Annotated in this window: 10 protein-coding genes; 8 read left to right on the top strand and 2 right to left on the bottom strand. The window is 67.2% G+C overall.

What is annotated here, in order from left to right:
• Positions 1–5 precede the first annotated feature (5 nt).
• Complete coding sequence (gene ligA, locus IE92_RS0112105; protein WP_425411830.1) at positions 6–2,432, top strand: NAD-dependent DNA ligase LigA; 2,427 nt, start codon at positions 6–8, stop codon at positions 2,430–2,432.
• A gap of 82 nt (positions 2,433–2,514) precedes the next feature.
• Here the strand turns inward: ligA and IE92_RS0112110 are convergent, their stop codons facing one another.
• Entirely contained in the window at positions 2,515–4,218 is a 1,704-nt protein-coding gene (locus IE92_RS0112110) for a long-chain-fatty-acid--CoA ligase (protein WP_030148758.1), read from the bottom strand.
• Between the two features lie 172 nt (positions 4,219–4,390).
• Between IE92_RS0112110 and gatC the strand changes: the two genes are divergently transcribed.
• The 3 genes from gatC to gatB are packed head-to-tail and all read left to right on the top strand — an operon-like array spanning position 4,391 to position 7,706.
• Positions 4,391–4,690 carry an Asp-tRNA(Asn)/Glu-tRNA(Gln) amidotransferase subunit GatC gene (gene gatC / locus IE92_RS0112115; RefSeq protein WP_030148759.1) on the top strand — a complete coding sequence of 100 codons (300 nt, stop codon included), beginning with the start codon at positions 4,391–4,393 and terminating at the stop codon, positions 4,688–4,690.
• Positions 4,690–6,201 carry an Asp-tRNA(Asn)/Glu-tRNA(Gln) amidotransferase subunit GatA gene (gene gatA, locus IE92_RS0112120; RefSeq protein WP_030148760.1) on the top strand — a complete coding sequence of 504 codons (1,512 nt, stop codon included), beginning with the start codon at positions 4,690–4,692 and terminating at the stop codon, positions 6,199–6,201. Before gatC ends, gatA begins: the two co-directional genes overlap by 1 nt.
• Positions 6,202–6,203: 2 nt before the next feature.
• The gene (gatB, locus tag IE92_RS0112125) at positions 6,204–7,706 is read left to right on the top strand and encodes an Asp-tRNA(Asn)/Glu-tRNA(Gln) amidotransferase subunit GatB (protein ID WP_030148761.1); all 1,503 of its coding nucleotides are present in this window, start codon (positions 6,204–6,206) and stop codon (positions 7,704–7,706) included.
• 58 nt (positions 7,707–7,764) lie between these two features.
• On the opposite strand, the gene IE92_RS0112130 is transcribed toward gatB, so the two are convergent.
• Complete coding sequence (locus IE92_RS0112130) at positions 7,765–8,169, bottom strand: hypothetical protein (protein WP_030148762.1); 405 nt, start codon at positions 8,167–8,169, stop codon at positions 7,765–7,767.
• Between the two features lie 256 nt (positions 8,170–8,425).
• Here IE92_RS0112130 and IE92_RS0112135 point away from each other — a divergent pair, with 256 nt between their 5' ends.
• From IE92_RS0112135 to IE92_RS0112150, 4 genes are all read left to right on the top strand, one after another.
• Entirely contained in the window at positions 8,426–9,100 is a 675-nt protein-coding gene (locus IE92_RS0112135) for a hypothetical protein (RefSeq protein ID WP_030148763.1), read from the top strand.
• Positions 9,101–9,282: 182 nt separating this feature from the next.
• The gene (locus IE92_RS0112140) at positions 9,283–10,725 is read left to right on the top strand and encodes an amino acid permease (RefSeq protein ID WP_030148764.1); all 1,443 of its coding nucleotides are present in this window, start codon (positions 9,283–9,285) and stop codon (positions 10,723–10,725) included.
• 57 nt (positions 10,726–10,782) lie between these two features.
• Positions 10,783–12,063 (top strand): DNA polymerase IV, encoded by a 1,281-nt coding sequence (gene dinB / locus IE92_RS0112145; protein ID WP_030148765.1) that lies wholly within the window; start codon positions 10,783–10,785, stop codon positions 12,061–12,063.
• A 172-nt stretch (positions 12,064–12,235) separates the two neighbouring features.
• On the top strand, positions 12,236–13,027 hold the full coding sequence (locus IE92_RS0112150; protein ID WP_211250782.1) for a GNAT family N-acetyltransferase: 792 nt from the start codon (positions 12,236–12,238) through the stop codon (positions 13,025–13,027).
• The last annotated feature ends 70 nt before the right edge of the window (positions 13,028–13,097 follow it).

Genomic DNA, 13,097 nt, shown 5'->3' on the forward strand with positions numbered 1-13,097 from the left:
CGGCGCTGGCCGACCTGCCCGATTCCGAGGTTGCACCGGGCGAGGGGACCGCGCCGGAGAATGAGGCCGTGCCCGATCGTGATGCCGCCGCCGCCGAGGTGGCCGCGCTGACCGAGCGGATCCTCTCCCTGCGTGATGCGTACTACGGTGGCGATGCCGCGCCGGTCACCGATGCCGAATACGATGCCCTGCAGCATCGCCTGGCCGAGCTGGAACGGCTGTATCCCGAGCTCCAGTCTCAGGACAGCCCGACCCTGACGGTTGGCGCCGCCAAGAACACCCTGTTCTCCGAGGTTGTCCACGCCGAGCGCATGCTGAGCCTCGATAACGTATTCAGCCTGGACGAACTGCGCGAGTGGGCCGAGAAGGCCCGCGCCCTGGCGGGGCGCGAGGTCAGGTTCCTGACCGAGCTGAAGATCGACGGACTGGCCATCAACCTGCGCTATCGAAACGGCGAGCTGGTCAGCGCGGCGACCCGCGGCGACGGCGTGACCGGGGAGGACGTGACCGAAAACATCGCGCTGATTCCCGGTATCCCGGACCGACTGCACGGCGATAATCTGCCCGAGCTGGTCGAGGTGCGCGGGGAGATTTTCTTCCCGGTGAAAAACTTTGACGAGATCAACCGAACCCAGCAGGAGGTCGGCGAGAAGGTCTTTGCCAACCCGCGCAACGCGGCCAGCGGATCGCTGCGGCAAAAGCCCGACCGAAAGACCCCCGCCCAGCTGGCGGCGATGACGCTGCGCCTGAGCAAGCTCTCGATGTATGTGCACGGGATCGGTGCCTGGGAGAACCCGCCGGTCTCCGCCCAGTCCGAGGTGTATGACCTGCTGGACAGCTGGGGGCTCCCCACCTCGCCGAACTCAAATGTGTATGCCTCGATCGAGGAGGTGGCCGCGCGGATCGAGGAGGTCGGGTCCACCCGGGGGACGTTCGAGCATGAGATCGACGGCATCGTGGTCAAGGTGGATGAACTGGCCCTGCACGCCGAGATGGGTGCCACCAGCCGCGCGCCGCGCTGGGCGACGGCCTATAAGTATCCGCCCGAGGAGGTGCACACCCGCCTCCTCGACATCGTGGTGAGCGTCGGCCGCACCGGTCGTGCCACCCCCTATGCGGTGATGGAAAAGGTGCGGGTGGCCGGAAGCGAGGTGGCCCAGGCCACCCTGCACAACCGTGATGTGGTCAAGGCCAAGGGCGTGCTGATCGGTGACATGGTGGTGCTGCGCAAGGCCGGGGACGTGATCCCCGAGGTCCTGGGCCCGGTGGTCGACCTGCGTGACGGCTCCGAGCGCGAGTTTGTTATGCCCGTGGGCTGCCCCGAGTGTGGGACCGAGCTGCGGGCCATGAAGGAGGGCGATATCGACCTCCGCTGTCCCAACGCCCGCTCCTGCCCCGCCCAGGTGCGCGGCCGGGTCGAGCACATCGGTTCGCGTGGGGGCCTCGACATCGAGGCGCTCGGTGAGGTGGCTGCCGCCGCGCTGACCCAGCCGGTGTTCCCCGAGGTTCCGCCGCTGGTGACCGAGGCCGGCCTGTTCGCGCTGCGCCTGGAAGACATCTTCCCGATCGTGGTCGAGGTGCGTGACGGAGAGACCGGCGAGCCGCGGATCGACGAGAAAACCGGGCTGCCCAAGCGGCTGAACCCGTTCCGCCGGAAGCGCAGCAAGCGCGACCCCGAGTTTGATCCCGAGGGCGAATTCTTCGGGGACGCCGACTGGGTGCCCTCCAAGAACGCCGAGGAGCTGCTGCGAAACCTGGAGATCGCCAAGACCAAGCCGCTGTGGCGGCTGTTGGTCTCGCTGAATATTCGTCACGTGGGCCCGGTGGCCGCGCGTGCCCTGGCCGACTATTTTGGCTCGCTGGACGCGATTCGCACCGCCACCCGGGAGGAACTGGCCGAGGTTGAGGGCGTGGGACCGACCATCGCCGACTCGCTGCTGGAGTGGTTCCCGATCGACTGGCACGAGGAGATTATCGCCGCGTGGAGTGCCGCCGGCGTGCAGTGGGCCACTCCCGGACATCCCGGACCCGGTGCCTCATCGGCGGCCGAGGGTGTGCTGACCGGACTCACGGTTGTGGCGACCGGATCGCTTGAGGGTTTCACCCGCGAGGGGGCGGCCGAGGCGATCATCGCGGCCGGCGGAAAGTCCGCCTCCAGCGTGTCCAAGAAGACCGACTATGTGGCCGCCGGACCCGGTGCCGGTTCCAAGCTGGCCAAGGCCGAGGCGCTGGGGGTACCGGTGCTGGACGCCGCGCAGTTCGCGCGCCTGGTGGTGGAGGGGCCGGGATTCCTGGCCGACGATGCAGCCAGTGACGCCGCTGCCGACGCCGCCACTGACGCCGCCGGAACCGACACCGCAGAACCCGAGGGTGTGGCCACGGAATCGGACACCGGAGAAACTGCCGACGCCGAGGCCCCGAGCGCCGAGTAGCGCGCCGCCCGCGCACGCAAAACCCCCGGAGACTTCGCGGCCTCCGGGGGTTCTGTGGTGTGTCTTCGATGCAGTCTGTCGCCTACGCGGCGTCGAGCTCCTGAATCTTGGTGCGCACCTCGCGGCGCAGCACCTTGCCGATCAGTGAGCGCGGCAGCTCGTCCAGCACCACGATCCGGCGGGGAACCTTATAGGGGGTGAGGCGTTCGCGCAGCCAGGTGCGCACCTCCTCCTCGTTGAGGCTCTGTCCGGCCTCGACGATCACGCCGGCCACCACGTCCTCACCCGAGTGGGTCGAAGGCAGGCCTACCACCGCGACATCGGCGATGGCCGGGTGGGTTTTCATCGTGGCCTCCACCTCGGACGGGGACACGTTGAAGCCGCCGGTGATGATGAGTTCCTTGATTCGGTCAACGATGCGGGTGAAACCGTCCTCGTCGATGGTGACGATGTCACCGGTGCGGAACCAGCCGTCCACAAACACCTCGGCGGTTTCCTCGGGCTTGCGGTAGTACCCGGAGAAGACCTGCGGGCCCTTGACCAGCAGCTCGCCGGGCTCACCCAGCGGCAGCTCGACGGTGGGGTTTTCGGGATCGACAACCTTGAGCAGGGTGCCGGGCATCGGCAGTCCCACGGTGCCGGCCTTGCGGTTCTCGGCCACCGGATTGGCCATCAGCACGGGGGAGCACTCGCTCAGGCCGAAGCCCTCGACGAGGTAGCCGCGGCTCAGCTTCTCCCAGGGCTCGACCAGCTCGGTGAGCAGGGGCATCGCCCCGGAGATCGCGATCTCGATCCCCTCGAGCGAGATGCCGCGCTCCACCGCGCGCTGCATCAGTCGCTCGGCGATCGGCGGGACCGCGGGGAAGAAGGTCGGCGGGTGCTTCTTCATGACCTTGAGGACCAGGTCGGGATCAAACTTGGGGAACAGCACCAGGCGTGCACCCATGCTCATCGCGAAGGTCAGGCAGAGCGTGAGCCCGTAGGCGTGGAACATCGGCAGGACGGCGTAAACCACGCAGCCTCCGCGGGTAATCGTCGGGGTCCAGGCCTGGGCCTGCATCGCGTTGGCGAGCAGGTTGGCGTGGCTGAGCACCGCACCCTTTGGGCTGCCGGTGGTGCCCGAGGTGTACTGGATGACCGCGGTCTCGGCGGTTTCGGGCTCGGGAACCTCGGCCGAGATCCGGTCGTTTTTGAGCAGCTTCTCCCAGCGAATGGTGTTTTCCACCTGGGTGGTGAGCTGCTTGCGGGAGGCGCGCGCCGAGGCGATCGGCAGGTGCAGCGCGGCGCGCATGGCCCGCGGCATCGCGGTGGTCACGTTGACCGAAACCAGGGAGCGGACACCGAGGTCAACCGGGAAGTCCTGCACGGTCTCGGCCACCTTGTCCCAGACGATCGCGGTCTGCGCGCGATGGTCCTCGAACTGGTGGCGCAGCTCGCGCGGGGTGTAGAGCGGATTGTGTTCGATTACGATCGCACCCAGGCGCAGCACCGCGTAGAACGCGACGATGTGCTGCGGGCAGTTGGGTAGCACCAGCGCGACCGTGTCGCCGCGGCGCACGCCCAGGCGGCGCAGCCCCTCGGCCACGCGCTCAATCTGATCCTGCAGCTGTGCGTAGGTGGTGGTGGCCCCGAAGAATTCCAGCGCAACCGCGCTCGGATACTTCTCGGCGGAGCCACGAACCAGCGCGCCCAGGTTGCCCGAGGGGACGGCGATGTCCTCGGGGACGTTTTCTGCGTAGCTGGCCAGCCAGGGACGGGTTTCGGATGCGAAGGACGAGGTATTCACGCGCACCATACTACGCAGACCGGTCCCCAATTCGGGCGAAACTCGGGGCGTGGTGCGCGGCCGGCGGGTGGTTTACCTCCCCGACACCGCGGTTTTGCGGTGGCGGGAGGCGAGGGGAGCGCGCCCCACGATAGACTGAGGAGATTCTTCCCGCCCTCTGAGATGGAGCTACATGTCGGAAATTACCCCGGAGCTCGTGACGCACCTCGCGTCGCTCTCCCGGATCGACCTCAGCCCGGACGAAATCGCCAGCCTCACCACCGAGCTGGGTCAGATCGTCGACAGCATCGCGAAGGTTTCGGAGGTGGCCACCGCCGAGGTGCCCGCCACGAGCCACCCGATCCCGCTGACCAATGCGCTGCGCGCCGACGTGGTGGGGGAGACCCTCACCCAGGAGCAGGTGCTCCAGAATGCGCCCGAGCAGCAGGACGGCAAGTTTGTGGTCACCGCGATCCTCGGGGAGGAGCAGTAATGAGCGAGTTGATTCGCCTCTCCGCGGCCGAGCTGGCCGCCAAGCTTTCCGCCGGTGAGGTCTCCGCAGTGGAGGCCACCCAGGCCCACCTGGACCGCATCGCCGCCGTCGATGGCGACGTCCACGCGTTCCTGCACGTCTCGGACTCGGCACTGGAGACCGCCCGCGGCATCGACGAGCGTCGCGCCGCCGGTGAGCAGCTCCACGAGCTGGCCGGTGTGCCGCTCGCGGTCAAGGACGTCTTGGTCACCACGGACATGCCGTCCACCTCGGGATCGAAGATCCTCGAGGGCTACATGTCCCCGTTCGATGCGACCGTGGTGGAGCGCGCCCGCGCCGCCGGCCTGATCGCCATCGGTAAGACCAACATGGACGAGTTCGCGATGGGTTCCTCCACCGAGCACTCGGCCTACGGCCCGACCCACAACCCGTGGGACCTGACCCGCATCCCCGGTGGTTCCGGTGGTGGCTCGGCCGCGGCCGTGGCCGCATTCGAGGCGCCGCTGGCACTGGGTTCGGACACCGGTGGATCGATCCGTCAGCCTGCCCATGTCACCGGTACCGTCGGCGTCAAGCCCACCTATGGTGGCGTGAGCCGCTACGGTTCGATCGCGCTGGCCTCCTCCCTGGACCAGGTCGGCCCGGTTACCCGGACCGTCCTCGACGCCGCGCTCCTGCACGACGTCATCGGTGGACACGATGCCCGCGACTCGACCTCGATCCCCGAGTCCTGGGTCTTGATGGCCGCCGCGGCCCGCGAGGGCCAGTCGGGCGAGGTCCTCAAGGGCCTGCGCGTCGGCGTGGTGAAGCAGTTCTCCGGTGAGGGCTTCCAGGCCGGTGTCGAGCAGCGCTTTGCCGAGACCCTGACCCTGCTGCAGGGTGCCGGTGCCGAGATCGTCGAGATCGACGCCCCGCACTTCGAGTACGCCGTTGCCGCGTACTACCTGATTCTGCCAGCCGAGGCCTCCTCCAACCTGGCCCGCTACGACTCCGTACGCTTCGGCCTGCGCGTGCACCCGCAGGGTGGCGGCACCGTCGAGGACGTCATGGCCGCGACCCGTGAGGCCGGCTTCGGCCCCGAGGTGAAGCGCCGCATCATCCTCGGTACCTACGCCCTGAGCTCGGGTTACTACGACGCCTACTACGGCAGCGCACAGAAGGTCCGCACCCTGATTCAGCGCGACTTCAACGCCGCGTTCGAGCAGGTGGACGTGATCGCCTCGCCGTCGGCCCCGACCACCGCCTTCAAGCTGGGCGAGCGGATCAACGACCCGCTGGCGATGTACCTCAACGACATCACCACCATTCCCGCAAACCTCGCGGGTGTGCCCGGCATCAGCATCCCGATGGGTCTCGCCCCCGAGGATGGTCTGCCCACCGGTCTGCAGCTGATGGCCCCGGCTCGCGCCGATGACCGTCTGTACCGCGTCGCCGCCGCGATCGAGGCCCGCCTCGAATCCGGCTGGGGACACACCCTCATTTCGCAGGCACCCGCCCTGGGAGGAAAGTAAACATGGCCAAGGACAAGATCCTCTCCTTCGAGCGCGCACTCGAACTGTTTGAGCCCGTACTCGGCTTCGAGGTTCACATCGAGCTCGGTACCAAGACGAAGATGTTCTCGTCGGCACCGAACGAGTTCGGTTCCGAGCCCAACACCAACATCACCCCGGTGGACCTCGGCCTGCCGGGCACCCTGCCGGTGGTCAACGAGCAGGCAGTGCGCTACTCGATCAGCTTGGGCCTCGCCCTCGGTTGCGAGATCGCCGAAACCTCGAGCTTTGCCCGGAAGAACTACTTCTACCCGGACATGACCAAGAACTACCAGATCACCCAGTCCGATCAGCCGATCGCCTATGACGGTTCGGTTGAGGTTGAGCTGGCCGATGGCACCATTTACCACGTGCCGATCGAGCGTGCGCACATGGAGGAGGACGCCGGAAAGCTCACCCACGTGGGTGGTTCGGCCGGTCGCATCCAGGGTGCCTCGGCCTCGCTGGTGGACTACAACCGTGCGGGTGTGCCGCTGGTGGAGATCGTGACCCGGCCCATCTTTGGTGCCGAGCACAACGCCCCAGAGCTGGCCAAGGCCTACGTGGCCGTGGTCCGAGAGATCGCGATCTCGCTGGGCATCTCCGAGGCTCGGATGGAGCGCGGTAACCTGCGCTGCGACGCCAACGTCTCGCTGCGCCCCCGCGGCCAGGAGAAGCTGGGTACCCGCACCGAGACCAAGAACGTCAACTCGCTGCGCTCGGTTGAGCGTGCGGTGCGCTACGAGATCCAGCGTCAGGCTGCGATCCTCGAGGCCGGTGGCACCATCACCCAGGAGACCCGTCACTGGCACGAGGACACCGGCACCACGAGCGCCGGCCGTCCGAAGTCGGACGCGGACGACTACCGCTACTTCCCCGAGCCCGACCTGCTGCCCGTCGTGCCGGGTCGCGAGCTGATCGAGCAGCTGCGCTCCGAGCTGCCCGAGGCCCCCGCCGCCCGTAACCGTCGCCTCAAGGGCGAGTGGGGCTTCACCGACCTGGAGTTCCAGGACGTCGTGAACGGTGGTCTGCTGGCAGAGATCAGCGCTACCGTCGCCGCCGGGGCTACCGCTCAGGCCGCCCGTAAGTGGTGGACCGGTGAGATCTCGCGCATCGCCAACACCCAGGGTGTGGATGCCGCGTCGCTGATCTCCCCGGAGAACGTTGCCGCGACCGCCAAGCTGGTCGAGGCCGGCACCCTGACCGATAAGCTGGCCCGCCAGGTTATCGAGGGTGTTATCGCCGGTGAGGGTTCGCCGCAGGAGGTCGTGGACGCTCGCGGCCTCGCCGTGGTGAGCGATGACGGTGCCCTGATCGCCGCGATCGATGAGGCGCTGGCCGCCCAGCCCGACATCCTGGAAAAGCTCCGCGAGGGCAAGGTCCAGGCCGCCGGTGCCGTGATCGGTGCCGTCATGAAGGCCATGAAGGGCCAGGCCGACGCCGCTCGCGTGCGCGAACTCCTGCTGGAGCGCGCCGCGCAGGCATAACTCACGCCCCGCTCCACGGCGGCCCGCACTCCCTTCGGGAGGGCGGGCCGCCGTTTTGCTAGGCGGACGCGAGTTTGAAGAGAACGCCGTTGGTCACGAGGAGCACTAAGACGAAGCCGATGGCCGAGGCCGCGATCACCGTGATCGTGCCGAGAAGCCCGCCCATCTTAGGGTTTGCACGCGCCCGGCGGCCCATGGGGATCAGGATAGCCAGGCCCAAGATGTGCACAGCCACGAGCGGCAGCACACCCCACAGCAGCGCGGTTCCCGCCATGCTTTCGCCGGCGGCGAGGGCCCTGCTCTGATCGGTGGCCTCCTCCAGGGAGGCGACGCTCAGCAGGAACCAGGCCGCAAACATGACGGCCACGCCCACCGTGGCGCTGGCCCAAAACAGTGCCGCCCGTCCGGTACTCGCCCATCCGGTTTCGGTGTGGGGCCGCTCGGAGGCGGAGGCGGCGCTCATCGGCGGGGTCCGCGCCGGGCGCGGGAGGGGAAATCCGTTGTCATGTGGGAAGACTAACCCCTGTTAGCCGTGTGTCCGCTGTGACCCGTATGAGTGGTGGGCCCGAATCCTGACACACGCTGAACGGGGCATACCGCACGCCCCGCCACGCGGCGGCCCGTGGGCCTGATTTCGCGGAATATGGGCCATCGTTTTTGCGTGTCGAGTCGAGTCCTGGTGCTGCGAAGGGTGAGCGATTCCGGCTACCCTAGCGAGCATGGAGCCGCACATCATCTCGCTACTGCAATCCGAAAAATATGCTCGGAGGGCCGCGACGCTGGAGGCCGAGATCGCCCGGATCACCGAGGATCTGGGGTCAACCAGCGATGAGAACCAGAACCGCCTGCAAGCGGGACGAGCACTGAATCGGCTGGCTCGTGCCGAGCTCAGCTGGATGCTTCTCCCCGTGAGAAACCACTTCCTCGATCCGGCTTTTCGAGACGTCCTGGACCCGGTCCTGATCGCCGCCGATGACCGTACCCGTGTGATTCTGCTCAACACGATGCGAAACGCCTATGAACGCCACATTGTGCATCCCATGTGGGGAGATCTTCGCCGTGAGGATCACGGTAACTGGTGGAACGAGTGGCTGCACTCCACGGGCGAGACGTATGTCGAGAACTCGGATCTGCCCACGCGGTGTGAGGCCGCCTATCTGCTGGCACTGACCGGCGATCCGCGCGGCTGGGAGACCTACCTCGAGATTGTGCCGAAACGCTCCGCCATGCTGGGGCAGCTGGAACTCGCGATTCTGCTGTGCCCCGATTCCCGCACGCCCGCCCTGGTCGATTCGATTCTCGCCCTGGCCGATGAAGCCGAGCGTCGTCACCCCAAACAGGCAGTTACGGCGCAGGGTATCCGGGACGCGCTCGGTACCGGGTGCAGTGACTAATGTGAATCCGTACCCGGGGCATACACCCCGATACGGCAGGGGAAACGCGGGAAAGTATCGCGCCTGATATCCGCTGGGAAATGGGATTAGGGCTGGGGACGGTCTCGCCGCTCAACCTAGGCTGTGTCGCGTACTCCGCGCCCGGTGGAGTCGATGCGATCCCCACCGATGCGGAGGCCTCGATGTCCGAACCCTCGTTTTTTCGATCCCTGGTCCGGCGCAAGCCCCTCGATCAGATCATGGCGGAGGCCGCAAACAGTCCACTCAAGAAGACTCTGGGACTCTGGCACCTCACGGCGCTGGGCATCGGCGGGATCCTGGGGGTCGGAATCTTCTCGCTCGCCGGGCTGGTGGCCCGCGGAGGCGACGGCGTTCCCGGGGTGGGGCCCGCGGTCCTGTTCTCGTTTCTGATCGCCGGACTCGCCTCGGCGGCGGCCGCGTTGTCCTATGCGGAGTTCACCGGGATGGTGCCGCGCGCCGGTTCCGCCTATACCTACGGCTACGTGGCACTGGGCGAGCTGGTGGGCTGGTTCATCGGCTGGGACCTGCTGCTGGAATACGTTGCCGTGGCAGCGGTCGTCTCGATCGGGGTGGCCGGATACTTCCAGGCGTTCCTCGGCGGCGTGGGGGTGGACATGCCGATCTGGCTGACCTCGACGGTAGATGAGGGCAAGGGCGGTTTTATCAATCTCCCGGCGATCATCGTGTGTCTGGTGGTCACCTGGATCCTCAGCCGCGGCGCCCGGGCCTTCGGCCGGTTTGAGCTGATCGCCGTGGGGATCAAGGTGCTCCTTGTGCTGGGCATCGTGGGCCTGGGAGCCTTCTTTATCAACACCGATAACTACGATCCGTTTATGCCCAACGGTTTTAGCTCGGTGATCACCGGGGCGGCGACCGTGTTTTTTGCGGTATTCGGATACGACGCGATGAGTACCGCGGCCGAGGAGGCCAAGGACGGACCCAAACACATGCCTCGGGCCATCGTGCTCTCCCTGGGCATCGCGCTGGTGCTCTACATCGGGGCCAGCCTGGTCCTGACCGGCATGCAGAACTACGCCGACATCGATACCCGGGCGGGCTTTGCCTCGGCCTTCAACAGCGTGGGGCTGAAAAACGTCGCGACGATTCTCTCGATCTTCGCGGTGGTCTCGATCATCACCGTGGTCCTGACCTTCCTGCTCGGCGTCACTCGGGTCTGGTTCTCGATGAGCCGGGATGGTCTGCTTCCGCGCTGGTTTGCGCACACGGATAAGCGCGGCGTGCCCAACCGGGTGACCTGGATCGCCGGATGCGCCGCCGCGTTCCTGGCCGGGGTCTTTCCGATCCGTGAGGTGGCCGAGCTCACCAATATTGGGATCCTCGCCGCCTTTGTTGTGGTGTGTATCGCGGTGATCGTGTTCCGCTACACGCGTCCCGATGCCGAGCGGGCGTTCAGGCTGCCGCTGATGCCGGTGATTCCGGCATTCGGGGTCCTCGCCTCGGGATTCTTGATCTGGCAGCTTGATGACCTCACCAAGCTGCGCTTCCTGATCTGGCTGGTCATCGGCCTGGCTGTCTACTTCGGGTACTCACGCCGCCATTCGCTCCTCAACCCGAACAGTCCGCGGCATCGCATCCCCGAGTAGACCCACACGGGCCTCGCGGGCCTCGCCGATGTCGGGGGTCGGTGGGACAATAGGGGAGTGAGTAAGCAGGACGGGCGCGAGAGGCTGGTGTCGGCGGCAAATGCCGACGACAGCGAAACCCCGATCCTGCACGTGGACATGGACTCGTTTTTTGCGTCGGTGTCGCTGCTGGACCGCCCCGAAGACGCGCATCGGCCGGTGGCCATCGGTCACCGTTCGGGACGCAGCGTGGTGTCCACCGCGAACTATGCGGCACGTCGCTACGGGGTGAACGCGGCGATGCCGATGGCCCGGGCGCTCCAGCTGTGCCCCTCGCTGCTGGTGATCGAACCCGACTTTGCCGCCTACCGGCACTACTCGGGCATCGTCATGAATATCTTCCGCGAGATGACCCCGATGGTCGAGGTCCTGGGTATCGACGAGGCGTTCCTCGATGTGTCCGGCGCTCGCCGACTGCTGGGCAGCCCCAGCGAGATCGGCCAGCAGATCCGTCGCCGGGTGCGCGAACAGACCGGCCTGGCCTGCACCGTGGGCATCGCCGCCACCAAGTTTGTGGCCAAGATCGCCTCCGGCAAGGGGAAACCCGACGGGCTGCTGGTGATCCCCAAGGCCGAAACCGTGGCGTTTTTGCGTCCGCTTCCGATCCGTGCGCTCTGGGGAGTGGGGGCCAAAACCGCCGAGTCACTCGAGCGGATCGCGCTGCGCACGGTGGCCGACGTGGCCGATGCTCCCGAACGACTCCTGGTGCGCGCGGTTGGTCCGGCCACGGCGCTGAAACTGCAGCTGCTTGCCCGCGGCCAGGACGCCCGTCGGGTGGAGCCGGCGGTTGCCGCCGAGAAGAGCATCGGACACGAGGTCACCTTCGAACACTCGATCGCCGATCCGCGAGCGATCCGCCGCGAACTGCTGGGACTGAGCGACCGGGTCGCCGCGCGGCTGCGGGCGGCGGATATGTCGGCCAAGACGGTGGCGATCAAGGTTCGCTTTGACGATTTCACGACCCTCTCCCGCTCGCGCACCCTCGCCGAGCCCACCCACGTGGCCCGGCGAATCTTCGAGGAGGCCGCCGACCTGGTGGACGCGCTGGAGATTGCCGGGCGTCCGGTCCGGCTGATCGGCGTCCGCGGGGAACAGCTGCAAACCGGGACCGATCCGCGCGCCGCGCTCTGGGACCCCGATGAGGATTGGCGCGAGGCCGAATCCGCGATTGATACGCTGCGCGCCCGCTTCGGGGCCGGGGCGATCATGTCCGCCGCGCTGCTGGATCGGGCCGCGCCGGCCCCCTCGGTCCCGCCCCACGGAATCGTCAGGGATCACATCGAGCCCTACGATCACTAGGTCCGAGCATCCGGTTCCGACAGGCCGAAGCTCGCGGTCGGGAATCAGGACTACGCTGCTCGTGTTACGTTCGAGTGTTCCGTGAGAATTGTCCCTCGCGTGAGCGCTCCCCATCCCCGCACCGCCCGCTTTTTCGCAAGCCCGCGCGCCCACGTCACCCTGGAGAATCGCCGTGACAGACACCGTTCAGACCCCCACCGACACTCAGGCCGCTGACACGCAGCCTACTGGCGCGCAGTCCAGCGACGCACAACAGGCTAGCGACACACAACGGGCTAGCGACGCCCGCGCCGCCGCAGTTCCCGCCACCGACTCCGCGGGCGCGACCGTTTCGCACGAGGAGTTTGTCTACGTTTCCCCCGAGGACCCGCGCGTGGAACCGCTGATTCGCGAACTCGCCGCCGAGTACGACCACCGCTACGGTGACCTCTTCGGCGAGCCTGCTTCTGCCGAGCTGTACCGGTATCCGGCCGAGAACTTCCTGCCGCCGATCGGAGCATTCGCCCTGCTGATGCGTGACGGCGTCGCGGTGGCCGGGGGCGCATTCAAGCGTTTTGACCAGCACACCACCGAGTTCAAGCGCATCTGGGTCTCCTCCCAGCAGCGCCGTCAGGGACTCGCCAAGCGGGTGCTGGCCGAGCTGGAAGACGAGTCTCGGCGTCGCGGGTTCACCCGTGCCTACCTGACCACCGGGCCGCGTCAGCCCGAGGCCGTTCGCCTGTACCTCGGCACCGGCTGGACACCCCTGTTTGATCCGCGGGAAACGGCCGAGCAGATCGGCATCTATGGGTTCGCGAAGTCCCTGACCGCCGAGGACCTGGACGCGCGTGAGATCCAGGCCCGCTACGACGCCGAACGCGCAGAGTTCCTCCCCGAGCTGCAGTCCGAGGCCGCCGGTGAGTCAAGCAGCGCGGACGCCGCAGGCACGACAGACCCGGCGAACGCAGCAGACGCGACGGACTAGGGATCCTCGGCGAACGCCGCAGACAAGGCGAACGCCGCCGAGACGCCCACCGACGCGGCCGAGACGCCCA

This window comes from Mycetocola saprophilus (genome assembly GCF_000718085.1).
Taxonomy (GTDB): Bacteria; Actinomycetota; Actinomycetes; order Actinomycetales; family Microbacteriaceae; genus Mycetocola; species Mycetocola saprophilus.